The sequence below is a fragment of the Mesorhizobium sp. M1A.T.Ca.IN.004.03.1.1 genome (assembly GCF_003997555.1).
Taxonomy (GTDB): domain Bacteria; phylum Pseudomonadota; class Alphaproteobacteria; order Rhizobiales; family Rhizobiaceae; genus Mesorhizobium.
This window is the reverse complement of sequence record NZ_RZTV01000008.1, coordinates 166,926-192,312: the sequence shown is the minus strand read 5'-3', so window position 1 is coordinate 192,312 and position 25,387 is coordinate 166,926. Positions and strand designations below refer to the sequence as shown.

Sequence of the window (25,387 nt, the reverse complement as noted above, 5' to 3'; positions counted from 1 at the left end):
CTATCCTTTCTTCCCGCCAAAGCCGGTCAGGAAAGCGGTGAGGTTGTCGCCGAGCGCATCGCAGAGGTAGCCGCCCTCCTGGACGATGACCGTCGGCAGGCCAAGGCCGGCGATCGCCTCGCCGATGCGCGCGAAGCCGGGCGTCGTCACCGAAAGGCCTCCGAACGGATCGCCTTCGAATGCGTCGAGCCCGAGCGCGACAACCAGCGCTTCCGGCGCGAAGGCGCGGATGCGCCGGAAGGCTGTTTCCAACCCTTCCAGATAGGCCGCGTCGCCGGATTTGCGCGGCAGCGGCAGGTTGAGGTTGTAGCCGAGGCCCGCCCCTTCGCCGCGCTCGTTGGCATTGCCCCAGAAGAAGGGATAGAAGCGCACCGGATCGGCATGCAGCGAGACGGTCAGAACATCCGGCCGGGCGTAAAAGATTCCCTGCGTGCCGTTGCCGTGATGCAGGTCGACATCGAGTATGGCGACGCGTCCCGCGTCCTTTCTCAGCACCTGCGCGGCGACCGCCGAATTGTTGATGAAGCAGAAGCCGCCCGCCACGTCGGCAAAGGCGTGATGGCCAGGCGGGCGGCAGAGCGCGTAAGCCGCCGTCGCGCCGGCCATCACGGCTTCGGCGGCTTCCACTGCGCTCCAGGCGCTCCAGAGCGCACTGTTCCAGGTCTCTGCCGAGATCGGGCAGGCTGTGTCGGCCATATGATAGCCGGCCTGGCCGACCGCCGAGGCCGGATAGGAGCCGCCGCGGCCGATTGGATGGATGTTCGGGATGACCTCCGCCGAGGCGCCATCGATGCGTTGCCAGCGCGCGAAGATGTGCTCGAGAAAGTCGAGATATTCGGGCGTATGCACGGCGGCGATCGGCCCAAGGCCATGGTCGTTGGGCCGTTCGATCGTCACACCGGCCGATCTTGCGCCGGCTAGCAATCTCTCGACCCGTTCCGGCTTTTCCGGATTGGGCTGCGGCGCGCCGCTGGAAAGGAAGGCCTTCGGGTCATGGCGCTTCTGTTCCTCGGCATAGAAGGCTTTCATCGTTCGTCCTCCGGCGCGTCGGCAAAGGCAAAAAAGGCCTCGCCGACAATCTTGTGCACCTGCTCGTAGCTCGACCAGCCGATGCCGAGCTTTTCATAGAAGGTCTTCGCGGTTTCGTTATCGGTGTCGACGGAGAGCCTGAGATAGACGCCGCGTGCAGCGCGACACTCCTTGGCCACGCGCCGCAACAGCTTCTCACCGATGCGGCGGCCGCGAAAGCGGTCCTCGACATAGAGGTCCTGCACAAAGACCCCGGGCCGGCCCATCCAGGTCGAAAAGATCGGGAAGTGCAGGCAGAGCCCGGCGAACTCGCCGTCGACCTCGGCGATCAAGGTCGAAAAGGCGGGCTTTGCGCCGAAGCCGTAGCGGCGGAGGTCATCCGGTGTCGAGGTGATCTCTTGATGCGCGCCGATGTGGGTACCGAGGCGCAGCAAGGCGGCATGGATGGTTTCGGCATCCTCGATTTGGCCGGGGCGGAGGATAATTGTGCTCACGACAAGTATGGCGCCCGGGCACCCCCCTCTGTCCCGCCGGACATCTCCCCCGCAACGGGGGAGATCAGCAGGTGCACCGACGGCGCGGTTCCTGCAACGTCGGCGATTGGCGAAAGCGACAGGGACATCGGATCTCTCCCCTTGCGGGGGAGATGGCCGGCAGGCCAGAGGCGGGTGCGAAGGATCGCGAACATCTCAGGACGTCTCAAAGCGCCATTTCACCCTCAGCCTGCCACCGGCAGGTCGAGTTCTTCCGCCAGCGCCTCGAGCGAGTCGCCGATGATGGCGATCATCTCGCCGATCTGCTCGCGCGTGATGATCATCGGCGGCGCCACCATGAAATTGTCGCCGTCGACGCCCCCCTTGACCTTGCGGCCATAGATGATCAGGCCGCGCGCATAGGCGTGGTCGAGCAGGCGCTGCGTTGCCTTTTTCGCCGGCGCGATCGGCGTCAGCGCCTCCGGATCGGCGACCATCTCGGCGCCGAGCAGCAAGCCCTTGCCGCGCACGTCGGCGATGAAAGGGAAACGCTTCTGCAACGCCTTCAACTCTGCGATCAGCACATCGCCCATGGTCGCGGCGTTGGCGATGAGATCGAGCCGGTCCATTTCGCTCAGCACCGCAAGGCCGGCCGCACAGGCAAGCGGATTGCCGGCGTAGGTGTGGCCGTGCTGGAAGCCGCCCGAGGCGAGCAGCGGCTCGACGAGCCGCATGGGAGCCGCCAGCGCGCCGAGCGGCGCATAGCCGGAGCCCAGCCCTTTTGACAGCGCGACGATGTCCGGCTTGCAGTTCCAATGGTCGCCGCCCAAAAATTTACCGGTGCGGCCGGCACCGCTCATCACCTCGTCATGGATGAGCAGGATGCCGTAGCGGTCGCATATCTCGCGGATGCGCGCATAGTAGCTGTCGGGCGCGACAAGGGCTGCCGTTGCCGCGCCGCCGACGGGCTCCATGATGAAGGCGAGCACGCTTTCCGGGCCCTCGGCCTGTATCTTGTCTTCGAGCATGTCGGCATAACGGATGCCGCGCTGCTCCATCGAGAGGTTGTCGCGATCGCGCCAGGCAGCCGGCGCCGGCACCGTCGGCATCACCCGCATCAACGGCGTAAAAGTCTCGGCAAGCGCGTCGTCGCCGGTGATGGCGAGCGAACCCAGCGTGCCACCGTGATAGGACGGGAAGCGGGTGATCACCTTCCAGCGCTTCGGCTGCCCGGTGGCGACCGCCCATTGCCGGGCGAGTTTGATGCAGGATTCGGTCGCTTCCGAGCCGCCCGAGACGAAGAAGATGCGGTCCATGCCTTCGGGCAGCTTGTGAGCCAGTGCCCGCGCCAGTTCTTCCGCCGGTTCGTTCTCGAAATGAAGCCGATAGGCGAAGGTGGTCTTGTCCATCTGCCGCTTCATGGCGTCGAGCACGTTGCGGTTGGAATGGCCGATATTGGCGACCATCGGTCCGCTTGAACCGTCGATGAAGCGGCGGCCGTCCTTGGTCCAGAAATAGATGCCCTCGGCGCGGTCGACGAGTGGCCGGCGCAGGCTGGAGAGATAGAACAAATGCGACGGCGGCCGCGCTTCGGCTTCAGGCGAGGGCTGCACTTCCGGTGTCGGCATGTCAGGACTTTCCGAGATAGCGGTCGAGAACATTCTTGGTGACGCGTTCGACCATCGCGTCCTGCCTTAGCAGGCCGGCGACCCATTCGCAGCTTCCGGCGTGGAAGACTTCGCCCTTGCCGCGCGGGAAATTGACGATCATGCCGTTGCCGCGCTTGACCTTATCGAGATTGGCGTCGCTGGCCTCGCCGAACAAAGTCTCGGCGGTGAAGCGGCCGTCCTCGTCGGTGAGGAACTGGTCTTCGATCGGAATGTCGGCGCTTTCCTCGACCTGACTCGCTAGGCCGACGGCCAGCACCTGCAAGCCGTCCGGCGCGCCGCTCTCTTCAGTCGGGTACGGCAGGCCGCCGCGTATTTCGAAATCGAGCCCGTCGACCTCATAGCCATAGACATGGCTATCGGCGCCAAGCAGGTCGCCATAATAGATGCCGGTGCCGGCGAAGGCCCAGTGCTCGGGGCGGTAGACCGGGAAGCCGCGCACACCGCGCGGCACGCAGCCGCCCCAGCCGGCATAGACGCCACGCGTCGCGTTGAGGCCGAAGGTAGCGCTGCCCGGACGGCCGATCTCCGGCGCTTCCCAGGAATTGGTGGCGCGGGTGATGTCGCCGCCGCGATAGGCCGGGTCTTCGGCCCGCGCCCGGTATTTGTAGCAAACCTGGCGTCGGCCCTCGTCCTCCAGCCTGGTCTGCCACATGAAATTGCCGGCGAAGCGCGCCGCGTGGCCACCGCGCTCGACATAAGCGTCCACCGCGTCGCGCATCTCCCAGGTCCAGTATTCGTCGTGGCCGACGAAGACGACGCAATCATAGCCGTCGAGGATTTCCGGCGAGAAGTGCAGCTCGTGCTGGCTGGCGAGGTCGACCTGATATCCGGCGCGTTCGGCAAAGCGGAAGAAATGGCTGTCGTAGCTTGCCCAGCCGGAAGACGCGTATTTCTTCGAATGTCCCGTGGCAAAGGCCCATTCCATATGCGGATAACGCGGCACGGTCTTCGGCGGCACAGCGACTTCCAGGGGCACGCGCGGTGCATCCTTGGGCAGCACGACGAAGCCGCGGCACCAAGGGCGCTGCGTGGAGACCATCGTGGCATATCGGTCGCGGTTCGGGCCGGTGATGCCCTGATAGTGGTTGGAGCCGCCCCAGGTGTTATAGGCGAGCCAGGTGCCGGTCGCGGCGATCTGCAGCAGGCGACCAGGCTTGCGGCCGGGCAGGGGCGCGACGATGAAGAGGTGGTGGCTCTCGATCGGCGTGCCGTCCGGCCCTTCAGCCGAAAGCCTGACACGGTAAGCTCCCGACGGCCAGTCATCGCCGATGCGGAATTCGAACGAGGCTTCCCAGCCGCAGCCGTCGACCGAACATTGCTCGGGCGTTTCCTGCCAGCGCGCCGACAGTCCCGACCCATCGAAGACCTTGGTTTCATCGCCGCCGTCGCGGACGATGACAATCCTGAATTGCGGGGCCGTCGAGCTGACGAAAATCGTCACCGTCTCGCCCGGACGATAGGAAAAGCGGTCGCTGTAGCACCAGATCTCGCCGCTCGAGCCATCCATGCCGGGCCACTCGTAATAATGCCCGCGCACCGCCTCCCGGCGCTGCTCGGGCGTCAGTCCGAAATCGGGAAAGTCGGCGGGCCGTTGCGTCATGGAAAAACCGAAACCAAGAGGTCGCCATTGAGACCGTAGGACGGCCAAGCGTCAAATGGAAACGATCGGGCCAGCAGGCGCTTGGCCTTATCCGGCAAACGGCTTATTTGATCTTCAGGCGATGTTTGAACGCCGGGAGCCAAGATGCTGCGCGTGCAAAGGGTCAAGGTCGACGACATCTATGTGCCGATGGCGAGGCGCAAGACGCTGCATCCGGAGACGGTGCGCCATCTTGCCGAGGATATCCTCGAGAACGGCATGAAGACCCCGATCCAGGTGCGCCACGACGGCAAGCGCCATGTCCTGATCGAGGGGCTGCACCGGCTGGAAGCCGCCAAATGGCTCGGCGAAACCGAGATCGACGCCTATCTCGTCCAGGCGCGCCGCCACTGACGCCATTCCCTATCGGTTGCCGTGTCGGCCCCTGCATCACCGTGAGCGATCGCGTCCTATCAATGCTTTTTAATTGACGCTGCGATGTTCGCCGCTACCGTGCCGGCCTTCCTGTCAATCGGGTACTTGGAAATGGCGAAATACCAGGGCGGATGCCTGTGCGGCGCAGTGCGCGATCGCGCCGAGGCCGAACCAATCAACGAGCGCGTCTGCCATTGCCGGCTGTGCCAGAAGGCGATCGGCGCCGCCTTCAATGCGCGGCTCCTGTTTCGCATCGATGATGTCACGATCGAGGGGCCGGTGGCGACGGTCAATTCCTCGCCGGACCTCAAGCGTGGCTTCTGCCCGGCTTGCGGCACGACGATCTTTTCGCGACGTGACTCCAGGGGCATTCTCGGCGTCACATCCGGCTCGCTCGACGATCCGTCCGCGTTCAAGCCCAACATGCATTTCTGGACCGCTTCGAAGCAGCCTTGGGTGCGGCTGGATGACGGCCTGCCGCAATATGAGGGGGCACCGCCGGCATAGAGTTTCCGTTCTCCCACAACAATGGGAGAAGGAAGAATGCCTGCACAAAAATTTCATCTTCGATTCACGAGATAGCCGGCAAAGCGTCATTGGCGGGCCATCATTGGCTGCCTATCTAAAGCGCCACGCGGGAAGGCATCGAGGAGGCGACGGATGAGCGAGAGCAGCAACCCCCTGGACGAGCTTTTGAACGACCCGATGATCCAACTCGTGATGGAGCGAGACCGCGTGCGCCCGGCCGAGCTTCGCCTGCTCTTGGAAAAGGCTCGCGACAGGGCTGCCGACGATTCCCGCTTCGACCAGCCGGTGCTGCCGCCGGCGCATATCGTGGCCAGAAGCTGCCTGAAGCAATGGCTGTACCGCTAAAGCGCGTCGCGCCGAACTGACGCGCTTTAGATCTTTCCGATCAGCTCGAATACGCCGGCAAATAGCTGTAATGACTGCGGAGATAGGCGATTTTGTAGCCGAGCCGGGCGTAGTTGCGGTAGGCCGGACCGTCGCGTTCGGGGCGCGGCGCCTCGATGTCGGCGACGAACAGTCTTGCGCCGGCGGCTATGCCGTCGCGGACCAGCCTTTCGCCAAGCATGGCGTCGAGGTCGAAGCTCGGCTCCATGATGCCAGGCACCGGGGCGTCGATCCCGCTCCAGGCGGCGCCATCCGAGATGAACATTGAACGCACGGCAGCCACGGCGCCATCGCGTTTCAGCATGTAGTGACGCCAACCCTCGCGGCCGACCAGCGCCATGAGCCAGGGCGAGGTGGGCAGCCTGTACTTCGCATCGATGAAGGAGGCCCATTCGGGAGCGGTCTTGGACGTAACCTCTTCGACCGACAGATCGTCTGCCGGGAACAGCGGCTCGGCAGGCAGCGGCGTTGCGTCGCGAAAAATTCGTTCCCAGCCGCTCTGATGCTGGAGCCCGCGCGCTTCCAGCCAGCAGCGCAGCCGGGAAGGCTCGGTGTGCGGGCTTGTGCAGAACCACGGCCGCAAGATGCCGGCAGCGCGGTAATGCGCCAGCAGCGAATCGAGCTGATCTTCCGTGGCCGGGCCGTCGACGCCGATGTTCTTCACGCAGTTGAAATGGATGAACGGGATCGTCGTGCAGGTGGTCCAGACGAGGTCGCCGTCGCGGGCGAGCGACAAGCCGTGCCGCGCGGCGAATTCCGTGGGCGCGGCATCGTAGAGATCGAGCCAGGCATTGACCTCTGCGCGCTCGATGGCGCGGCTCAAATCACGCGAGACCTCCTCGATCCCGATTTCCGGATGGTGCGACACCGGCGGGACGACCGGCTGCAGTTCCGAGAGGGCGGCAGTCGACATGCTAGTCCTCCTCCGATCTGCCTTACAGTGTAAGATTAGCGCATGATAATATGGAAGCGCCTGTTGTCAAGCAGGATAAGCGGCACCTTACAAATCCGTGAATTGGCTTCGCCGTACCATGAGGCTAAGCCTGCCCTTGAGGGGCTTTGCGCATAACAATTCATTTTTCGCCGGGGAAAGGACAGGGATGACGGACGTCTGCACGCAGGGATTGGACACCGGCTTTGTCAGCCTGGGCTACGCCAAGGTGGCGTTTCTCGGCATCGTGCAAGGCATCACCGAACTGCTGCCGATCTCTTCGACGGCGCATATGCGCGTCGTGCCCGCCGTGCTTGGCTGGCAGGACCCGGGCTCGGCCTTTTCTGCGGCTATGCAACTCGCGGCCCTTGCCGCGGTGATCAGCTATTTCTGGAGCGACGTCAGGGAAGTCGCGGTGGGGTCGCTGGCGGCGCTCACGCGCCGCGACTATGCCAACCGCTATTTCCGCCTGGCGATCGGCATCGTGCTTGCCACCGTTCCGATCGTCATCGCCGGCCTCGCGCTATCCAGCGTGCTCAATGCCTGCAACTCGCCGTTGCGCGGGCTGGCCGTGATCGGCTGGGCCTGCATCGCCATGGCCGTGCTGCTTGCGCTGTCGGAAATCTATGCCCGCCACAGGCTGACCCTGGACAAGGTGTCCGTGCTCGACGCCTTGCTCGTCGGCGTGGCCCAGGTCGGCGCGCTCATTCCCGGCGTGTCGCGCTCGGGATCGACGCTGACGGCGGCGCTGGGTCTTGGCTATGCCCGCCCGGAGGCGGCGCGGCTTTCCTTCCTGCTCGGCCTGCCGGCCATCGCGTTGGCAGGCCTGAAGGAGCTTTGGGAACTGCACAAGATTCACCTCGGCGCTTATGGCTGGTCGGTCCTGGCGGTCGGCCTCGTCGTCGCTTCGATTTCCGCCTTCTTCGCCATATGGGGACTGATGCGCGTGCTCGAGCGCTTTTCCGCCTGGCCCTTCGTCATCTATCGCGGCCTGCTCGGCGTCGTGCTGCTGATCGGCGTCGCCGTCGGCTGGCTGAGCTAGAGGCTTTCACCGAATCCGCTATACCGGCACCTGAACCTTGCTTCGGGTGCGCTATGGACATTGCAACGCTGCTGCAATCGCTGCCGTTGCTGGCAGCGCTGGTGAAATCGGCGGTGCCGGCAGTAGTCGGTGCGGGCCTGGGGCTCAGCCAATGGGTCGCAGCGCTGCCGCCGTGCCGCAATCACACCTTCGAGACCGCGACCTATCTCGTCTGCGAGACGGACCCGAAGCATTACTCGATCGAGCTGTTCTGGAAGGATCCCGACGGCAAGCTCTACCAGTCGCTGCACAATCTTCGAAGCGCGCAGCAGGCGGCCGGACGCACCATGCTCTTCGGCATCAATGCCGGCATGTACCATCCCAATCTCGCGCCTGTCGGTCTCTATGTCGAGCGCGGGCAGCAGATCGCGTCGGCGAAGACCGGGGCCGGCTCCGGCAATTTCTCGATGCAGCCCAACGGCGTCTTCTATCTTAGCGACGGCAAGGCCGGCGTTCGCGCGACGAAGGATTATCTGAAGCGTTCCCCGAAGGTGGACTATGCCACCCAGTCCGGGCCGATGCTGGTGATCGACGGAAAGCTGCATCCGAAATTCCAGGCCGACAGCCCTTCGCGAAAAATCCGCGATGGCGTCGGCGTGCGTGGCGACGGCGTCGTCGTCTTCGCCATCTCGAACGACGTGGTGACTTTCCACGAATTCGCGCGCCTGTTCCGCGACGAGCTCGACTGTCCCAACGCGCTCTTCCTCGACGGGTCGATCTCCAGCCTCTATGCGCCGGCTATTGGCCGCAACGACGATTTCTGGAATCTCGGGCCGATGATCGGCGTGTTCAGGCGCTGAGCAATTCGAGGAAAACCGAGAAGCGGTGTGCCGTTCGGAAATTGCGTGGAAACAAAGGCGGAGCTTTTATTGTCGGCTTGCCTGGCGAATCGCCCCGCCGAACCAAAGGTAAATTTTGATTCAAACTTTGTTGGTAATTTCTCATTAGGAATGGGGCTTCCGGCGGCGCTGTTTCGGCCCTCGGTCTGTTTTGTTTTGCGTACAGGTCAAGATGCGGATTTTTGGCGTCGTCAGTTTCGTGCTTGCAGGGCTTTGCCTTGCCGGCTGCTCGTCTACCTCGGGCGTTGATGCCTTGCAGATGCCGTCGAACGAGACGACCAGTTCGGTCGTGCGGCCGAGCGCGCCGGTAACGAAGGCAGTGAAGACCGCCGACGCTGCGATGACGGTGGAGACCGTTTCCATGGCGGGCGCCGCGCGCATCAGGCCGCCGGCATCGCTGCCTGGCGACCAGAATGCTCGTGTTGACGAGGACAACGCGCGTCCAGGGGGCGAGAACTCGCGTCTTGACGTCGAGAATTCGCGTCCCTTTGGCTTGGCCGAGGAAGAGACGGTGGCATTCCCGGCGCCGGACCTGCCGGATACGGTCGAGCCTCCGGTCGAGGCCGCAGCACTCGTCTCGCCGCCGAAGCGGCTGTCCCGCGCAGCGCCCGCGATGCTGGCTGGCCCTGTTACCCGCTATGCCTTTCGCGATGCCAAGCCGATCAATTTCGGCCGCGCCTCGCCCAGGCACCTTGCCGTCCATGGCGTCGACGTGTCGCGCTGGCAGGGCAATATCAACTGGCAAAAGCTGCGCGCCCAGGGCGCCAACTTCGCCTACATCAAGGCGACCGACGGCGGCGACCATCTCGATCCGATGTTCATGAAAAACTGGCGCGGCGCCGATGCCGCCGGGCTGAAGCGCGGCGCCTATCATTTCTTCTACTGGTGCCGCACCGCCGGCGAGCAGGCCGACTGGTTCATCCGCAACGTGCCGCGAGTCCAGGGCGCGCTGCCGCCGGTCATCGATGTCGAGTGGAACGGCGAGTCCTCCTGCAAGCGCCGGCCTTCGCGCCAGAAGGTGCTGGAGAAGATGCAGGTGTTCATGGACAAGCTGGAGCGCCACTACGGCCAGCGGCCCATCATCTACACGTCGCCGGATTTTTATCGCGACAATCTGCGTGGTGCATTTCTCGACTATCCGTTCTGGCTGCGCGCGGTGGCCGCCCATCCGTCAAAGGTCTATCCGGGCCGCAACTGGCTGTTCTGGCAATATTCGGGCTCCGGCCTGTCGCATGGCGTGAGCGGCCGCATCGACCTCAATGTCTTCCACGGCGACGAGCGGCAGTGGCGCAGGTGGCTGGGCGGCGGCGAGGTGGTAGCCGACGCGAATTGAGGCCGTATGCTTCACCCGGCGCGGGGCGGCGATCGACGGTAATTTCAGGATTTCTCTAACCATCGACTCACCGTCTCCCTTAGCGGCGCGGCAACGGCCTTCCGGTAACGTGTTCGTGATCGCGTCTTGGAGGGGTCTATGCGCAAACTGATTGTCACTGCCGCTGTGGTGGCCGCCGTCGGCTACGGATTTTTCAATTCGCACCTGCGCAGCAATACGCCCAACGCCAATGTGGTCGCCTATTCAACCACCGACGAGGCGATGCAGGGCGCTAAGGCCAAGGGCCACTCGACGCTACCCCGCTTCCATGAGTTGATGGCCGCCCGCACGCCTGGCACCTATACGGTCAAGTTCCCGCTGACCCAGAACGGCGCCACCGAGCATATCTGGATGCAGCTTGTGGCTTTCAGCGACGGCCGCTTCGTCGGATTGCTGGCCGACAAGCCCGTCAACGGCAACCAGTACAAGATGGGCGACCGCATGACGGTTGCCGAGGCCGATGTCGAAGACTGGATGATCCGCAACGGCAGCGACGTCTATGGTGGCTACACGGTACGCCGGGCGCTGGCCGACATGCCGAAGGAACAGGCCGCGAAATACGGGATCACGTTCAAGGATTGAAGGCGGCGCTCCCTTCTCCCCACAAGAGCTGAGGAGAGGCCGTCCATCGCGCTTTCGTCGTCCTCGGGCTTGACCCGAGGACCCATGCCGTGACCATTGCCGTAGGGCGCAGCGTGCAGAATTCTGAAACGCCGCAGCGCCTTGATGTAACGGCATGGATTCTAGGGTCTGCGCTGCGTCGCTTCGCTCCTTGCTCCGCCCTAGAATGACGAAGCCGAAGGGCATCGCCCGTCACGCCTCGTTGATCATCGCCTCGATGTTGTAACCGTCGGGATCAAGCACGAAGCAGGCGTAGTAGTTCTCGGCATAATGCGGACGCGGCCCGGGCGCGCCGTGGTCCGCAGCACCCGCCTCAAGCGCCGCGCGGTAGAACGTATCGACCTCCACCTTGCTCTTCACCCTGAAGGCGACGTGCAGATGGGTGAGCGGCGGCGTCTCGCCCGTGCTCTGGATCTCGAACAGGCAGCCATTGCCGACATCGAAGGCCCAGAACACGCCTTCCTTACCGAAGGAGAGGCGATAGCCCAAGGGCGCGAAAGCCTGTTCATAGAAGAGCTTGCTCTTCGCGAGGTCGCTCACTTCGATGGTGATGTGGTCGATCATAGAAGCTCTTGGACAATCAGGCCAGTGCGGCCGGCCACGGTGACGCGGCCGGCTTTGATCTATATTGGCGATGGCTGCCTTTGGTTGCAACCAGATCAGCCATCGGCCACCAGCTTGCGAATAACTTCGCCGACTGTCAGCCTTGGCGGCATCGGGCCTCAGCTGCACCCGCTCGTCGCACCGCACGTGTCGCACTTCTCGCAGGTGCCGTTCCGCACCATGGTGAAGTTGTGGCACTCCGAACATTCGTTGCCGGTGTAACCCTGGAGCAAGGACTGCTGGCGACGGGTGGCGGCTAGCTTCTTGGCCTCGGCGGCCTCGTTGGCGGCGGCGTCGGTGAAGAGCGCCTCGGCGCCGCCGGCGGCCTCGGCTTCCTCTTCCACCATCTCCTCGGCCAGTTCCCTGGCGCGCTCCTCATAGTCGCGCTTGTAGGCAAGGGCCTCGTCGCTTGCAGGCTTCAACGCCAGCACGTTGGAGCCGGCGAAGGCGGTGGGCGCTGCGCGGGCAGGGGCCGTCGTCGGGGCTGAGCCGCCAAAACCCTTGGGGTCTGAACCGGCAGCCGACACCAGCTTCACCGGCGAGGCACCGCGATAGAGGCCCTTGGAGAACGGCGTCGCCTTGCCTTCGGTGATGCCGCGGCCGAGCGCCGTCTTGTCGAAGTCCGACTGATCGACATGCGCGAGGTCGTGGCGGCCGAGATAGGAGACGGCAAGCTCGCGGAACACGTAGTCGAGGATCGACGTCGCGTTCTTGATCGCGTCGTTGCCCTGCACCATGCCGGCCGGCTCGAACTTGGTGAAGGTGAAGGCCTCGACATATTCGTCGAGCGGCACGCCATATTGCAGGCCGAGCGAGATGGCGATGGCGAAGTTGTTCATCATGGCGCGGAAGGCAGCACCTTCCTTGTGCATGTCGATGAAGATCTCGCCGAGGCGGCCGTCGTCGAACTCGCCGGTCCTGAGATACACCTTGTGGCCGCCGACGACCGCCTTCTGCGTGTAGCCCTTGCGGCGGTTCGGCAGCTTCTCGCGGTCGCGGTAGAGACGCTCGATGACGCGCTCGACGATCTTTTCCGTCACCTGCACGGCGCGCTGCGCGGCGGGCGCCGCAATCAGCTGCTCGACCGCCTCGTCCTCGTCCTCCTCGCCGTCGGCGAGCAGCGAGGCATTGAGCGGCTGCGACAGCTTCGAGCCGTCGCGATAGAGCGCGTTGGCCTTCAGCGCCAGCTTCCAGGACAGCATGTAGGCGTTCTTGGCGTCCTCGACCGTCGCCTCGTTCGGCATGTTGATGGTCTTGGAAATGGCGCCCGAGATGAAGGGCTGCGCCGCCGCCATCATCAGGATGTGGCTCTGGATCGACAGCGAGCGCTTGCCGATCTTGCCGCAGGGGCTGGCGCAGTCGAACACCGGCAGGTGCTCGGCCTTGAGGAACGGTGCCCCTTCGAGCGTCATCGCACCGCAGACATGGATGTTGGCGGCGTCGATGTCCTTCTTGGAGAAGCCCAGCGCCGGCAGCATCTCGAAGGAGAAGTCGGAAAGCTGCTCGTCGGTGAAGCCGAGCGTCTCTTTCACCCAATCGGCGCCGAGCGTCCACTGGTTGAACACGAACTTGATGTCGAAGGCCGACTTCAGCGCCGCATTCAGCGCCGCGATCTTGTCATCGGTGAAGCCCTTGGCCTTCAGCGAAGACGGGTTGATGCCGGGCGCCTGGTTGAGGTTGCCATGGCCGACGGCATAGGCCTCGATCTCGGCGATCTGGCTTTCGGAATAGCCGAGCGTGCGCAGTGCTTCCGGCACCGCGCGGTTGATGATCTTGAAGTAGCCGCCGCCGGCGAGCTTCTTGAACTTCACCAGCGCGAAGTCGGGTTCGATGCCGGTGGTGTCACAGTCCATGACCAGGCCGATCGTGCCGGTCGGCGCGATGACGGTCGCCTGCGCGTTGCGATAGCCATGCTCCTCGCCGAGCTCGATGGCGCGGTCCCAGGCGGCGCGGGCATGCTCGGCCAGTGCCTGCTGCTTCAGGTCGGAGGCGACCAGTGGCACCGGATTGACGGCGAGCCTCTCGTAGCCGTCCTTGTCGCCATAGGCGGCGCGGCGGTGGTTGCGCATGACGCGCAGCATGTTCTGGGCGTTGCGGTCATAGTCCGGGAAGGCGCCGAGCTCGGAGGCCATTTCGGCCGAGGTCGCATAGGCGGTTCCGGTCATGATGGCGGTGAGCGCGGCGCAGATCGCGCGGCCCTCGTCGGAGTCGTAGGGAATGCCGGACGTCATCAACAGGCCGCCGATATTGGCGTAGCCAAGGCCGAGCGTGCGGTAGTCGTAGGAGAGCTTGGCGATCTCCTTCGACGGGAACTGCGCCATCATCACCGAGATCTCGAGCACGACGGTCCACAGCCGAACGGTGTGCTCGTAGGCGGCGATGTCGATCGTGCCGTCTTCCTTGCGGTAGGGCAGGAGGTTGATCGAGGCGAGGTTGCAGGCCGTGTCGTCGAGGAACATGTATTCCGAGCACGGGTTGGAGGCCCGGATCGCACCGGCGGAGGCGCAGGTGTGCCAGTCGTTCATCGTCGTGTTGAAATGCAGGCCGGGATCGGCGGACGCCCAGGCGGCATAACCGATCTTTTCCCAGAGATCCCGCGCCTTAAGCGTCTTCAGCACCTTGCCGTCCTTGCGGGCGGTGAGCTGCCAGTCGCCGTCGGCCTCGACGGCGCGCAGGAAATTGTCCTTCAGCGACACCGAGTTGTTGGAGTTCTGGCCGGAAACAGTGAGATAGGCGTCAGAGTCCCAGTCGGTGTCGTAGGTCTTGAACGACATCGAGGTGTAGCCCTGGCGGGCGAACTGGATGACGCGATAGATGTAGTTCTCCGGCACGGCGTCCTTCTTGGCCGCCTTGATCTCGCGCTTCAGCGCGGTGTTGAGGGCCGGATCGAAGCAGTCGTCGCCATTGCCTTCGCAATTGACGCAGGCCTTCATGATCGCTTCGAGGTGCTTCTTGACGATCTTCGAGCCGGTCACCAGCGAGGCGACCTTCTGCTCTTCATTGACCTTCCAGTCGATGAAGTCCTCGATGTCGGGATGGTCGGCGTCGACGATGACCATCTTGGCGGCGCGGCGCGTCGTGCCGCCTGACTTGATGGCGCCGGCCGCGCGGTCACCGATCTTGAGGAAGCTCATCAGGCCGGACGAGCGGCCGCCGCCGGACAGCTTCTCGCCTTCGCCGCGCAGCATCGAGAAGTTCGAGCCGGTGCCGGAGCCGTATTTGAACAGGCGCGCCTCACGCACCCACAGGTCCATGATGCCGCCCTCGTTGACGAGGTCGTCCTGAACGCTCTGGATGAAGCAGGCATGCGGCTGCGGATGCTCGTAAGCCGACTTCGACTTGGTCAGCCTGCCGGTGAAGGGGTCGACATAGAAGTGACCCTGGCTCGGCCCGTCGATGCCATAGGCCCAGTGCAGGCCGGTGTTGAACCATTGCGGCGAGTTCGGCGCCACGCGCTGAGTGGCCAGCATATAGGCAAGCTCGTCGCGGAAAGCGCGGGCATCTTCTTCGGACTTGAAGTAGCCGCCCTTCCAGCCCCAATAGGTCCAGGTGCCGGACAGCCGGTCGAAGACCTGGCGAGCATCGGTTTCCGAACCATAGCGCTCGGCCTCGGGGAGCTTGGCGAGTTCGGCCTCGTCGGCAACCGAACGCCACAGGAAGGAGGGGACGTCGTTCTCCTCGACCTTCTTCAGGCGCGCCGGGACGCCGGCCTTGCGGAAATATTTTTGGGCCAGGATGTCGGCCGCGACCTGGCTGAACTGCGCCGGCACATCGATGTTGTCGAGGCGGAACACCACCGAGCCGTCGGGATTCTTGATCTCCGACAGAGCCTTGCGGAATTCGATCTCCGCGTAAGCTACCCCTTCTTGACCTGCTTGGTCTGGCTTGGTGAAGCGACGCTCGATGCGCATTGGTCCGGTCCCTTTTGTCTACATATAGCGCTTTTCCCTAGGGATTGCTGCCCCGCCAGGCGAAAAGCACGGTCCGCCGTTTGCCGGCATCGCAGGCGACGCCGGCATTCTCCTCGTCGCGGGCAACACCGTGCAGACAAGCAAACGCCCTTCCAGGCGCTCACCCAGGCTGCAGGCCGACCCGCGGGTCCCTCAAAACTGAAACTTTTGTCGATTCCCTCGGAAGAGGGAGGTTCACACTATCTAGGGTCGAGCCTGCCTGCAAACACTAAATATAGTGTTTGCAGATCATTTTTTCCAGCCCGACAATTCTCCCTTTCGCCCACCCAAGCCCCATCATTCCCAACGCTTCCGCCGGCCTCGTGAACGGGCGGAAATGTGGGCAAAACGCACAATATCCGGGAAAAAAGACCGGCCTCTGAACTCTCCGGTCACGCCCGCAACAGGAGCGCATGGCCTATAAAAAGCGACTCGTTCTGACCCGTCAAGGATTCGTTTTTATAGGTTTTGTGACCCCAACATGTTGTGTGTCACATATGTGGATAACGGGGACAGAAAGGCGCATCGAAAAGCCTTTATTTGACGGTCCTTGCGGACGGTTCGTCGGGTTGCCCGGAGCCCGGCCCGACGGGCGGCTTTTCATTTTAGCTGGCTTGCACTATCTGTTGCCCTGCGCGGGGGCGTGTCTTGTCAAGCCTGGAAGCATTCGCTACGCCCCGCTCATGACAGTTACCGTTCGTTTCGCCCCGTCGCCGACCGGCCGCATCCACATCGGCAATGCCCGCACCGCGCTGTTCAACTGGCTTTTCGCCATGAACAACAAGGGCCGCTACATCCAGCGCTTCGACGATACAGACGTTGCCCGTTCGACGCAGGAATTCGCCGATTCAATTCTCTATGACCTGCATTGGCTCGGCATTTTTCCCGACGTTACCGAATACCAGTCGCGTCGCTTTGAAGTCTATGACGCCGCGGTGGAGCGGCTGAAGGCGGCGCGCGTGCTTTATGCCTGCTACGAAACGCCGGAGGAGCTCGACCTGCGCCGCAAGGTGCGCCGCACGCGCGGCCTGCCGCCGGTCTATGGCCGCGAGGCGTTGACGCTGACGCCGGAGCAGGTGGCCGAATACGAATCCGACGGGCGCCGGCCGCATTGGCGCTTTCTTTTGCCGAACTTCGCCGGCGACCCGCTGCAGCCGGAGCGGACCGAGGTGCACTGGAACGACCTTGTGCGCGGCGAGGAGACCGTCGATCTCGCCTCACTGTCGGACCCGGTCCTGGTGCGTGAGGACGGCACTTATCTCTACACACTGCCTTCGGTAGTCGACGACATCGAGATGGGCGTCACCCATGTCATACGCGGCGACGACCACGTCACCAACACCGGCGTGCAGATCGCCTTGTTCCAGGCGCTGGGCGCTGAGCCGCCGGTGTTCGGGCACCACAATCTCTTGACCACCGTGTCGGGTGAGGGGCTGTCGAAGCGCACCGGCGCGCTGTCGATAGAAAGCCTGCGGGAGGACGGCATCGAGCCGATGGCTGTCGCCTCGCTTGCCGTGCTCGTCGGCACATCGGAAAATGTCACGGCAGCGCACGATCTCAACGAGCTCGCCAGCCATTTCGACCCGGCCGCGACATCCAAGTCTGCCGCCAAGTTCGATCCCGACGAGCTTTTCGTGCTCAATCGCACGCTGATGCACCAAATGCCGTTCGAGGAGGCGCGCGACCGGCTGATTGTGCTTGGCATTTCCGGCGACAGGGCCGAGCCCTTCTGGCTCGCGGTGCGCGGCAACATCGACCGTTTGTCCGACGCTGTCGCCTGGTGGCGAATCCTGAGCGACGGGCCGCAGGAGCCGGCGGAATTTTCCGGCGAGGACCGTGACTTCCTCCACCAGGCGTTCGACCTGTTGCCGGAAGAGCCTTGGAACGGCACGGTCTGGAAGGATTGGACCGGCAAGATCAGGGAAGCGACGGGCCGCAAGGGCAAGCCGCTGTTCATGCCGCTGCGGCTTGCCCTTACCGGGCGGTCTTCGGGGCCGGAGCTTGCAGATCTATTGCCGCTGATGGGTCGGGAAGGAACGCTGGCCCGACGACCCTGACCTTGCGCTGTTCCGGCGGCAGGGCCGAAACCGGTGACTCCGGCACCTTGGCGGTCAGCTGCTTGATAGCCGCGCGGTCGAGCCCACCTGCAGCGTTGGCGAGCGTTTCGGGATCGGCGCCAGCATCGAGCTTGGCCGCCGGCGCCGGCACGAGGGTCGTCACCCCGCTGTCCGGCTGCGGCTGCTCCGGATTGGGCGGATTACCGCCTATGATCGAGAAGTTTTCGGCCTGGGCGTCGCAGCCGCATTGCGGCGGCCGCGAGTAGTTGGCCTGCTTGTAGAGATAGGCCGTCGGCAGCTCGCTGTAAGGACGGCCGGTCGCCGAGGACGTCATGTTGCCGGCGTCATCGTCCATGCCGCGCGTGTAGAAGACCTGCATCTCGGTGCCGGGGCAGCTCGATTCGCAATTCTTCTGATCGCGCTCGAAATCGCCAACAGAGGCGGCGTTCGACATCGGGAAGAAATAGCCGTCGCAGGTGCGCATGCAGACGGTGCGGAACTCGCCGTTCACCCTCGGCAGGTCCATGCCGTCGGGTTGGTTGATCACCCGGCGGATGTTGCGCGCGCTGGGATCGTCTGGCGGAAGCGCTTCAGGCGTGTCGAGCGTATCGATCTCCTCGTCGCCACGGCCGAAGAGCTGCTCGAACAGATTGCCGCCACCATTGTTGCGGGCGGCGTCCTGGATCGGGGCGCGAGGCGGCTCGACTTCATCATCGCGGCAGCCATTGGCGTCGAGCGCCGCAAGAATGCGGCTGCGGTCGCGCCGCGTGCCGCCGCCGGCCAGCCGCTGGCGCTTGGCCTGCAAGATGTCGAGATTGGCGTTCATACGCTCTATCGAGGCATTGATCGCCGCGCATTGGCCGGCATTGCGCGAAAACAGCGCGAAGCCGCAATTGGCATCACCGGCGCGGCCGCGCGCCTTGGCCAGCTGCTCGCGCTGGCGGGCGATCGCGTCGTCATATTTGCGGATCAGTCCCGGACCGCCGCCACCGCCGCGCGTGGCTGCAAGCTCCGCTTCGAGCTGGCGGCAGGTGCGAGAAGCGGCCTGCGGCTCCGTCACAGCGACAGCCGACGCCGCCAACACTGCAAGCAGCGCAGCAAGGTGCGTCAGCTTCAACCCCTTCATCCGCCTGGAATCCCGATTGCCTGTGGAAGGCTACCGCGTTCGTGCTTAACTGTTCCCTAGCTTACTAGCCAAACACAATTCCGCTGGCGCGAGCTCGCACAACCCAGAGCTCACCCTGAACTCAGATCGGGGCGAGCGCCTGCGCCTTGTGCGCCGCCTCGACCACCGCCAGTGCCGTCATGTTGACCACGCCGCGCGACGTCACAGAAGGGGTCAGGATGTGCGCGGGCTTGTCGGTGCCGAGCAGGATCGGCCCGACATGCAGCGCGTCCATCATGGCACGCAGCGCCGTCAGCGTGATGTTGGCCGAATCGAGGTTCGGGAACACCAGCAGATTGGCTTCCCCTTTCAGCCGCGAATGCGGGTAGACGCGCTGGCGCAGATGCTCGGAAAGAGCCGAGTCGGCATGCATCTCGCCATCGCACTGCAGCTCCGGCGCGATGCGGGCGAGGATGGCAGCGGCCTCGCGCATCTTGAGCGCGCCGGGCGAATCGCGCGAGCCGAAATCCGAATGCGACAGCAATGCTGCCTTCGGCTCGATGCCGAAGCGCTGGATTTCTTCCGCCGCCAGCACCGTCATCTCGGCGATCTCCTCCGCCGTCGGATCGACGGAGACATGGGTGTCAGTGAGGAAGATGATGCCGCGCTGCGAGATCAGCATCGACAGCGTCGAGAGATCGCGGTCCTTGATGCCGGGACGCGGCCCGATGATCAGCGTGACATTGCGCAGATGTCGCTCGAAGCGGCCTTCAAGCCCGCAAATCATCGCATCCGCATCGCCGCGCTTCAACGCAAGCGCGGCGATCACCGTGTTGTTGGTGCGCACCATGGTGCGGGCGGCTTCCGTCGTTATACCGCGGCGCCCGGCGAGCTCGATCAGGAGATCGACATAGTGCCGGTAGCGCGGATCGTCCTCCGGGTTGATCAACCCGAAATCGACGCCCGGCCGGATGCGCAGGCCGTAGCGCTTCAGCCTGACTTCCACGACATGCGGACGGCCGATCAGGATCGGCTCGGCGATGCCTTCCTCCAGGACCACCTGTGCCGCCCGCAGCACGCGCTCGTCCTCGCCGTCGGCGTAGATGACGCGCTTGGCGCTGGCGGCCTTGGCCGAGGAGAACACCGGTTTCATCACCAGGCCAGAGCGGAAGACGAAGCGGTTGAGCTTGTCGACATAGGCCGCGAAATCGGAGATCGGCCGCGTCGCCACACCGGTGTCGCAGGCGGCTTTCGCCACCGCCGGCGCGATGCGCAGGATGAGACGCGGATCGAAGGGCGAGGGGATCAGGAAGTCCGGGCCGAAGACCGGCGTCTCGCCGGAATAGGCGCGGGCGGCGACGTCCGATGGCTCCTCGCGGGCCAGCGCCGCGATCGCTCTGACCGCGGCCATCTTCATCTCCTCGTTGATGGCGCTCGCCCCGCAATCCAGCGCGCCGCGGAAGATGTAAGGAAAGCAGAGCACGTTATTGACTTGATTGGGAAAATCGGAGCGCCCGGTGCAGATCATGGCGTCGGGCCGTGCCGCGCGCGCCACCTCAGGCATGATCTCCGGCGTCGGATTGGCGAGCGCCAGGATCAGCGGCTTCGGCGCCATGTGCTGCAGGAGTTCTGGCTTCAGCACGCCGGCGGCGGAGAGGCCGAGAAAGACGTCGGCGCCGGGGATGACATCGGTCAGCGTGCGCGCCTGGGTGTCCTTCACATAAGGGTCTTTCCAGCGGTCCATCTCCTCGACTCGGCCTTTGTAGGCGACGCCGAAACGATCGGTGACCCAGATGTTTTCGACCTTGGCCCCGAGCGAGACCAAAAGGTTGAGGCAGGCGAGCGCCGCAGCGCCCGCGCCGGACGTGACGATCTTGATGTCGGAGATCGATTTGCCGGCGAATTCCAGCCCGTTGAGCACCGCGGCGGCGACGATGATTGCCGTGCCATGCTGGTCGTCATGGAAAACCGGAATGCCCATGCGGGCCTTCAGCCGCTCCTCGACCTCGAAGCATTCAGGCGCCTTGATGTCCTCGAGATTGATGCCGCCGAAGGTCGGCTCGAGCGCGGCCACCGTCTCGACCATGCGCTCGATCTCGGGAGCATCGATCTCGATGTCGAAGACGTCGATGCCGGCGAATTTCTTGAACAGCACCGCCTTGCCTTCCATCACCGGCTTGGAGGCGAGCGGGCCGATATTGCCCAGCCCAAGCACCGCCGAGCCGTTGGAGACAACGCCGACGAGGTTGGCGCGCGCCGTGTAGTCGGCGGCGGCCGCGGGATCGTCCCGGATCTCGAGACAAGGAGCGGCAACGCCCGGCGAATAGGCAAGCGCGAGGTCGCGCTGGTTGCCCAGCGGCTTGGTCGCCTGGATCTCGAGCTTTCCCGGGGTGGGGTGCTTGTGGAAGAAGAGCGCGGCCTCATCGAGGTCCGATCGGGCCGTTTTCTTGCTCTCGCCGTCCATTCGCGGCCCTCCTGCGCTTCTTGCTTTCGAGCCTTTTAGCATGCAGCGGCGATTCTTCGCGACGCCAAATGTCGGCCCTGGCATTCACGATGCCGAGGCGAAGATAATCAATCCATTTCAGCCTGTTGGCTCGGAAACTTGCGGCGGATCGACGAAGCTCGTCAGAACGCACTGACGTAGAGGCCGCCGTCGACCGGGATGTTCTGTCCAGTGAGATAGCCGGCATGAACCGAGCACAGGAAGGCGCAGATCTGGCCGAACTCTTCCGGCGTGCCGAGGCGCTTTGCCGGTACGTCGGCGCTGATGCGGGCCTTGCGCGCGGCGGCCGCTGCGGGGTCTTCCGGCGTGCCGGCTTCGTGCGGGCCACGCAACCGGTCGGTGTCGAGCTTGCCGGGCAACAGGCTGTTGATGGTGACGTTTCGGTCGATCACCGTGCGGGCCACGCCGGCAAGGAACGAGGTCAGGCCGGCGCGGGCGCCCGACGACAGGTCGAGGCCCGGGATCGGCACATAGACCGACAGCGATGTGATGTTGACGATGCGGCCGAAGCCGCGTTTGGCCATACCGTCGATGACCGCCTGAATCAGCTCGATCGGCGTCACCATGTTCTGCGTCACGCCTTCGAGGATTTTCGCGCGGTCGAGCTCGCGGAAATCGCGAAGCGGCGGGCCGCCATTGTTGTTGACCAGGAGGTCGGGGGCGGGGCAGGCGGCAAGCAATGCCTTCTGCACTTCCGGCTTCGAGACGTCGCCCGCGATCTCGATCACCTCGACGCCGAATTTTTCGCGGATTTCCTGCGCCGTCTTCGCCAACAGCTCGGCGTTGCGGCCGTTGACGACAAGGTCGACGCCGGCTTCGGCCAGCGCAATCGCGCAGCCGCGCCCCAGTCCCTTGCTCGAGGCGCAGACGATGGCCTTCTTGCCGCGAATGCCGAGATCCATGGTGATTTCTCCTTTTTCGAGGGCGGCAAGCTAGCGCCTGGGCTGGACCAACCGCAACCGTCATACGGTTGTTGCATGAATCGAGGCATAGCACGCCAAAGAAAGGTGGAAATCGCGATGTCCGGTCCAGAGCCCCGCACTTTTCGCACCATGTTCATTTCCGACGTGCATCTCGGCTCGAAAGCGGCCAAGGCCGATTTCCTGATCGATTTCCTGCGCCACCATGACGCCGATACCATCTACCTGGTCGGCGACATCGTCGACGGCTGGCGCCTGCGGCGCAGCTGGCATTGGCCGCAGAGCCATAACGACGTGGTGCAGAAATTGCTGCGCAAGGCGCGCAAAGGCGCCTCGATCACCTACATCGCCGGCAACCACGACGAGTTCGCCCGCCAGTTCCAGGGCGTGCATTTCGGCGGCATCGTCGTTGCCGACCGCGCCATTCATGAGACCGCCGACGGCAGGCGGCTTCTCGTCATTCATGGCGACCAGTTCGACACTGTGGTGCACAATCAGCGCTGGCTCGCTTACCTCGGCGACTACGCCTATGACACGGCAATGCTGGTCAATCGCCTCGTGACGAGACTGCGCCACCTGCTCAGCCTGCCTTACTGGTCGTTCTCTTCCTGGGCGAAGGTCAAGGTGAAGAAGGCGGTGAACTTCATCGGATCGTTCCAGACGGTGCTCTCCGAGGAAGCGCGGCGCTCGCATGTCGACGGCGTGATCTGCGGCCACATCCATCACGCCGCGATCGAACGTTATGGCGACGTGCAATACATCAACACCGGCGACTGGGTGGAAAGCTGCACCGCGGTGGTCGAGCATTTCGACGGCCGCATGGAGATCCTGACCTGGGCGCATGTGCTGCCCGAAGTTCCGGCCGGCAAGGACGCGCCGGTGCGCGTCGATCTCATCGATCTCAAGGGCAGGGCGGTCAAGGCTGCCTGAGCGCCTTTCCGGCTCCGAGGTTGCTTGTCTTTCAACAGCTTTGGCCAGATCGACTGGTCCAGGCGGTTCCGCCGCTCCTTGCCGCGTGATAGGGATCGAAACGCGTTGCGGTCGTGGAATGCAGCGTAATTGGATCGATTCATGTCGCTGCCGCCACTTTCGCCTGAGCAACTCGTCAAGCCCGCCCATTTCGAACTGCGCATGAGCCTGATCTTCGCGACATTGTGCGTGTCGCAGGGGACCCATCTGCCCTATTTTCCGCTCTGGCTGGAGGCGAAAGGCTTCCACGCCGAACAGATCGCCGTCATCCTGGCGGCGCCGATGTTCCTGCGCGTCGTGACGACCCCGATGCTCACCGCGTTTGCCGACCGGGCGAAGGACCGCGCCAATGTCTATATCACGCTGGTCGCGGCGACGATGATCATTTCGGCCGGCTATTTCCTGCCGGCCACCTATGCGGGCGTGCTGGCCATCTCGCTGTTGCTTTCGATCCCTTGGACGCCGCATTCGCCGATGGCCGATTCGCTGGCTCTGTCGGGCGTCCGCCGCTTCGGCTCCAACTACACCGCCATGCGCAAATGGGGTTCGATCTCCTATTTCTGCGCCAATATAGTCGGCGGCTTCATCCTGGCGGCCACCGGCCCGCAAGCAGTTCCGGCGATCATCTTTGTGGCCCTTGCCGCAGCGCTTGCCGCGGGTTTGTGGGCGCCGCGGATGGGCAAGCCTCGCAAGGCGTCGCCATTATCGGCGACCGACATTCAGCATTCGGCGCCAAGCCTCTTCAACGCCTATTTCCTCTATTTCACGCTGGGTGTCGGCATCATCACCGCCAGCCACGCCTTTCTTTACGGCTTCGTGTCGATCTACTGGAAGTCGATCGGCATCAGCGATTCCGTCGTGGGCCTGCTGTGGGCCTGGGGCGTGGTTGCCGAGGTCTGCATGTTCTTGTTCTTCAACCGCATTTTCGCCTCCGTTTCCGTCGTCAGGGTGATGGTGATCGCCGGCATCGGCTCGATCCTGCGATGGGCCGCCTTTCCGCTGGTCTGGCCGCTGGGGCTCGGTGTCGTCGGCTTCTTCGGCGTCCAGACGCTGCATGCGGTTTCGGTGGCGATGGTGCTGATCGGCCTGCAGAAGATGATCGGCGAAACGGTTTCCGAAGAGCGCACGGGCGCCGCGCAAGGCATCGCCTATTTCTTCAACGGCTTCTTCATGGCCGCGGTCACCCTGGTCTCCGGCCCGCTCTACGATCATCTTGGCGTCGACGGGTTCCTGGCGATGATCCCGATCGCGATCATCGGCCTCGCGCTGATCGGGCTTGCCGCGCGGTCAGCCCCACAGCGCCGGCTGAGGCGGTGAGACCAGCGAGCCCTGGTAGACGAGACCCGGTTCGCGGTCGTGCGCCAAGAGCAGCGGCCCGTCGAGGTCGACGAAATCGGCGCCTTGAGCCAAGAGCACTGCCGGCGCCATGGCGAGCGACGTGCCGACCATGCAGCCGACCATGATGCCGAAACCCAGGTCGCGGGCACGGTCGCGAAGGATCAGCGCTTCGGTCATTCCGCCAGTTTTGTCGAGCTTGATGTTGACGACGTCATAAAGGCCGACCAGCGCTTCGAGGTTCTTCGCCTCGTGCACGCTTTCGTCGGCGCAGATCGGCACGGGATGCGCGATTTCGCGCAAGATGCCATCACGGCCGGCCGGCAGCGGCTGCTCGATCAGCACTATGCCGTGCTCGGCTGCGAATGCGAGATTCTCGACGATGTTGTTATCGGTCCAGCCCTCGTTGGCATCGAGTATGATGCGGCTTTGCGGGGCGGCTTGCGTCACGGCGCGAATCCTTGCCGCGTCGTTGTGGCCGCCGATCTTGACCTTGAGCAGCGGCCGCGAGGCAGCGGCGCGGGCCTGCGCCGCCATCGCCTCAGGTTCGGCGAGCGACAGCGTGTAGGCGGTTTCAAGCGCCTTAGGCGAAACGACCCCGATCGCGTCCGCCACCGGCCTGGCGCCCAGCTTGGCTTCGAGATCCCACAAGGCGCAGTCGATGGCATTGCGGGCCGCTCCGGCCGGCATGGCCGCGAGCAAGGCGGTGCGGCCGATGCCATCGATGATCTGGCCGCGCATCGCCTCGATTGCGGCGCGCACGCCTTCCATCGTCTCGCCGTAGCGCCTGTAGGGCACGCATTCGCCGCGCCCGACATGTCCGTTGTCGGCGATCGTCACGGTGATGACTTCGGCCTCGGTTTTCGATCCGCGCGATATGGTGAAGGTGCCCGCGATGGGGAATCGCTCCGCCTCGACCGAAATGACACGCGGCATATTTTTCTTCTCCGGCTGAGCAACCCGGTCTCCCGGCAAATGGACACGCCAGTCCCGTCACGCTAAA

Annotated in this window: 21 protein-coding genes; 10 read left to right on the top strand and 11 right to left on the bottom strand. The window is 64.1% G+C overall.

Going from position 1 to position 25,387, the window contains the following annotated elements:
- From EOD29_RS23445 to EOD29_RS23425, 4 genes are all read right to left on the bottom strand, one after another.
- Entirely contained in the window at positions 1 to 1,029 is a 1,029-nt protein-coding gene (locus tag EOD29_RS23445; RefSeq protein ID WP_127248022.1) for a histone deacetylase family protein, read from the bottom strand.
- Positions 1,026 to 1,523: a GNAT family N-acetyltransferase gene (locus EOD29_RS23440; RefSeq protein ID WP_164763813.1), complete on the bottom strand. Its 498-nt coding sequence runs from the start codon at positions 1,521 to 1,523 to the stop codon at positions 1,026 to 1,028. The genes EOD29_RS23445 and EOD29_RS23440 overlap by 4 nt, the downstream gene beginning before the upstream one ends.
- 224 nt (positions 1,524 to 1,747) lie before the next feature.
- The gene (locus EOD29_RS23430; RefSeq protein WP_127248021.1) at positions 1,748 to 3,130 is read right to left on the bottom strand and encodes an aspartate aminotransferase family protein; all 1,383 of its coding nucleotides are present in this window, start codon (positions 3,128 to 3,130) and stop codon (positions 1,748 to 1,750) included.
- Position 3,131: 1 nt separating this feature from the next.
- Positions 3,132 to 4,772: a N,N-dimethylformamidase beta subunit family domain-containing protein gene (locus tag EOD29_RS23425; RefSeq protein ID WP_127248020.1), complete on the bottom strand. Its 1,641-nt coding sequence runs from the start codon at positions 4,770 to 4,772 to the stop codon at positions 3,132 to 3,134.
- Between the two features lie 144 nt (positions 4,773 to 4,916).
- Between EOD29_RS23425 and EOD29_RS23420 the strand changes: the two genes are divergently transcribed.
- From EOD29_RS23420 to EOD29_RS23410, 3 genes are all read left to right on the top strand, one after another.
- On the top strand, positions 4,917 to 5,165 hold the full coding sequence (locus tag EOD29_RS23420) for a ParB N-terminal domain-containing protein (protein WP_095800826.1): 249 nt from the start codon (positions 4,917 to 4,919) through the stop codon (positions 5,163 to 5,165).
- 132 nt (positions 5,166 to 5,297) lie between these two features.
- Complete coding sequence (locus tag EOD29_RS23415) at positions 5,298 to 5,693, top strand: GFA family protein (protein ID WP_127248045.1); 396 nt, start codon at positions 5,298 to 5,300, stop codon at positions 5,691 to 5,693.
- Positions 5,694 to 5,846: 153 nt separating this feature from the next.
- Entirely contained in the window at positions 5,847 to 6,059 is a 213-nt protein-coding gene (locus EOD29_RS23410; protein ID WP_067328366.1) for a hypothetical protein, read from the top strand.
- A 40-nt stretch (positions 6,060 to 6,099) separates the two neighbouring features.
- On the opposite strand, the gene EOD29_RS23405 is transcribed toward EOD29_RS23410, so the two are convergent.
- Positions 6,100 to 7,011, bottom strand: coding sequence for a hypothetical protein (locus tag EOD29_RS23405; protein ID WP_127217050.1), 912 nt, complete (start codon positions 7,009 to 7,011; stop codon positions 6,100 to 6,102).
- A gap of 187 nt (positions 7,012 to 7,198) precedes the next feature.
- On the opposite strand from EOD29_RS23405, the gene EOD29_RS23400 reads away from it, so the two are divergent.
- From EOD29_RS23400 to EOD29_RS23385, 4 genes are all read left to right on the top strand, one after another.
- Positions 7,199 to 8,071 carry an undecaprenyl-diphosphate phosphatase gene (locus EOD29_RS23400; protein ID WP_066995237.1) on the top strand — a complete coding sequence of 291 codons (873 nt, stop codon included), beginning with the start codon at positions 7,199 to 7,201 and terminating at the stop codon, positions 8,069 to 8,071.
- A 53-nt stretch (positions 8,072 to 8,124) separates the two neighbouring features.
- The gene (locus tag EOD29_RS23395) at positions 8,125 to 8,910 is read left to right on the top strand and encodes a phosphodiester glycosidase family protein (protein ID WP_095800824.1); all 786 of its coding nucleotides are present in this window, start codon (positions 8,125 to 8,127) and stop codon (positions 8,908 to 8,910) included.
- A gap of 211 nt (positions 8,911 to 9,121) precedes the next feature.
- Positions 9,122 to 10,282 carry a GH25 family lysozyme gene (locus EOD29_RS23390; RefSeq protein WP_127217051.1) on the top strand — a complete coding sequence of 387 codons (1,161 nt, stop codon included), beginning with the start codon at positions 9,122 to 9,124 and terminating at the stop codon, positions 10,280 to 10,282.
- A gap of 138 nt (positions 10,283 to 10,420) precedes the next feature.
- The gene (locus EOD29_RS23385; RefSeq protein ID WP_127248019.1) at positions 10,421 to 10,903 is read left to right on the top strand and encodes a DUF2314 domain-containing protein; all 483 of its coding nucleotides are present in this window, start codon (positions 10,421 to 10,423) and stop codon (positions 10,901 to 10,903) included.
- 231 nt (positions 10,904 to 11,134) lie between these two features.
- Here the strand turns inward: EOD29_RS23385 and EOD29_RS23380 are convergent, their stop codons facing one another.
- Both EOD29_RS23380 and EOD29_RS23375 read right to left on the bottom strand, forming a co-directional pair.
- Positions 11,135 to 11,506 carry a VOC family protein gene (locus tag EOD29_RS23380; protein WP_127248018.1) on the bottom strand — a complete coding sequence of 124 codons (372 nt, stop codon included), beginning with the start codon at positions 11,504 to 11,506 and terminating at the stop codon, positions 11,135 to 11,137.
- A 158-nt stretch (positions 11,507 to 11,664) separates the two neighbouring features.
- Complete coding sequence (locus tag EOD29_RS23375) at positions 11,665 to 15,456, bottom strand: vitamin B12-dependent ribonucleotide reductase (protein ID WP_127248017.1); 3,792 nt, start codon at positions 15,454 to 15,456, stop codon at positions 11,665 to 11,667.
- A 722-nt stretch (positions 15,457 to 16,178) separates the two neighbouring features.
- Between EOD29_RS23375 and gltX the strand changes: the two genes are divergently transcribed.
- Positions 16,179 to 17,552, top strand: coding sequence for a glutamate--tRNA ligase (gene gltX, locus EOD29_RS23370; RefSeq protein WP_127248016.1), 1,374 nt, complete (start codon positions 16,179 to 16,181; stop codon positions 17,550 to 17,552).
- Here gltX and EOD29_RS23365 read toward each other — a convergent pair.
- The 3 genes from EOD29_RS23365 to EOD29_RS23355 form a co-directional block, all read right to left on the bottom strand.
- Complete coding sequence (locus EOD29_RS23365) at positions 17,470 to 18,678, bottom strand: DUF2865 domain-containing protein (protein WP_127248015.1); 1,209 nt, start codon at positions 18,676 to 18,678, stop codon at positions 17,470 to 17,472. The genes gltX and EOD29_RS23365 overlap by 83 nt on opposite strands.
- 121 nt (positions 18,679 to 18,799) lie before the next feature.
- Complete coding sequence (locus EOD29_RS23360; protein ID WP_127248014.1) at positions 18,800 to 21,121, bottom strand: NADP-dependent malic enzyme; 2,322 nt, start codon at positions 21,119 to 21,121, stop codon at positions 18,800 to 18,802.
- 161 nt (positions 21,122 to 21,282) lie between these two features.
- Positions 21,283 to 22,062 (bottom strand): SDR family oxidoreductase, encoded by a 780-nt coding sequence (locus EOD29_RS23355; protein WP_127248013.1) that lies wholly within the window; start codon positions 22,060 to 22,062, stop codon positions 21,283 to 21,285.
- Positions 22,063 to 22,179: 117 nt separating this feature from the next.
- Between EOD29_RS23355 and EOD29_RS23350 the strand changes: the two genes are divergently transcribed.
- Entirely contained in the window at positions 22,180 to 23,010 is an 831-nt protein-coding gene (locus EOD29_RS23350) for a UDP-2,3-diacylglucosamine diphosphatase (protein WP_127248012.1), read from the top strand.
- A gap of 141 nt (positions 23,011 to 23,151) precedes the next feature.
- Entirely contained in the window at positions 23,152 to 24,366 is a 1,215-nt protein-coding gene (locus EOD29_RS23345; protein WP_127248011.1) for an MFS transporter, read from the top strand.
- On the opposite strand, the gene dgcA is transcribed toward EOD29_RS23345, so the two are convergent.
- Positions 24,337 to 25,320, bottom strand: coding sequence for an N-acetyl-D-Glu racemase DgcA (dgcA, locus tag EOD29_RS23340; RefSeq protein WP_127248010.1), 984 nt, complete (start codon positions 25,318 to 25,320; stop codon positions 24,337 to 24,339). The genes EOD29_RS23345 and dgcA overlap by 30 nt on opposite strands.
- Between the last annotated feature and the right edge of the window lie 67 nt (positions 25,321 to 25,387).

Coding starts and splice junctions, on each gene's coding strand:
- EOD29_RS23445 (WP_127248022.1), bottom strand. CDS start 1,029: ATGAAAGCCTTCTATGCCGAGGAACAGAAGCGCCATGACCCGAAGGCC.
- EOD29_RS23430 (WP_127248021.1), bottom strand. CDS start 3,130: ATGCCGACACCGGAAGTGCAGCCCTCGCCTGAAGCCGAAGCGCGGCCG.
- EOD29_RS23425 (WP_127248020.1), bottom strand. CDS start 4,772: ATGACGCAACGGCCCGCCGACTTTCCCGATTTCGGACTGACGCCCGAG.
- EOD29_RS23420 (WP_095800826.1), top strand. CDS start 4,917: ATGCTGCGCGTGCAAAGGGTCAAGGTCGACGACATCTATGTGCCGATG.
- EOD29_RS23415 (WP_127248045.1), top strand. CDS start 5,298: ATGGCGAAATACCAGGGCGGATGCCTGTGCGGCGCAGTGCGCGATCGC.
- EOD29_RS23410 (WP_067328366.1), top strand. CDS start 5,847: ATGAGCGAGAGCAGCAACCCCCTGGACGAGCTTTTGAACGACCCGATG.
- EOD29_RS23405 (WP_127217050.1), bottom strand. CDS start 7,011: ATGTCGACTGCCGCCCTCTCGGAACTGCAGCCGGTCGTCCCGCCGGTG.
- EOD29_RS23400 (WP_066995237.1), top strand. CDS start 7,199: ATGACGGACGTCTGCACGCAGGGATTGGACACCGGCTTTGTCAGCCTG.
- EOD29_RS23395 (WP_095800824.1), top strand. CDS start 8,125: ATGGACATTGCAACGCTGCTGCAATCGCTGCCGTTGCTGGCAGCGCTG.
- EOD29_RS23390 (WP_127217051.1), top strand. CDS start 9,122: ATGCGGATTTTTGGCGTCGTCAGTTTCGTGCTTGCAGGGCTTTGCCTT.
- EOD29_RS23385 (WP_127248019.1), top strand. CDS start 10,421: ATGCGCAAACTGATTGTCACTGCCGCTGTGGTGGCCGCCGTCGGCTAC.
- EOD29_RS23380 (WP_127248018.1), bottom strand. CDS start 11,506: ATGATCGACCACATCACCATCGAAGTGAGCGACCTCGCGAAGAGCAAG.
- EOD29_RS23375 (WP_127248017.1), bottom strand. CDS start 15,456: ATGCGCATCGAGCGTCGCTTCACCAAGCCAGACCAAGCAGGTCAAGAA.
- gltX (WP_127248016.1), top strand. CDS start 16,179: ATGACAGTTACCGTTCGTTTCGCCCCGTCGCCGACCGGCCGCATCCAC.
- EOD29_RS23365 (WP_127248015.1), bottom strand. CDS start 18,678: ATGAAGGGGTTGAAGCTGACGCACCTTGCTGCGCTGCTTGCAGTGTTG.
- EOD29_RS23360 (WP_127248014.1), bottom strand. CDS start 21,121: ATGGACGGCGAGAGCAAGAAAACGGCCCGATCGGACCTCGATGAGGCC.
- EOD29_RS23355 (WP_127248013.1), bottom strand. CDS start 22,062: ATGGATCTCGGCATTCGCGGCAAGAAGGCCATCGTCTGCGCCTCGAGC.
- EOD29_RS23350 (WP_127248012.1), top strand. CDS start 22,180: ATGTCCGGTCCAGAGCCCCGCACTTTTCGCACCATGTTCATTTCCGAC.
- EOD29_RS23345 (WP_127248011.1), top strand. CDS start 23,152: ATGTCGCTGCCGCCACTTTCGCCTGAGCAACTCGTCAAGCCCGCCCAT.
- dgcA (WP_127248010.1), bottom strand. CDS start 25,320: ATGCCGCGTGTCATTTCGGTCGAGGCGGAGCGATTCCCCATCGCGGGC.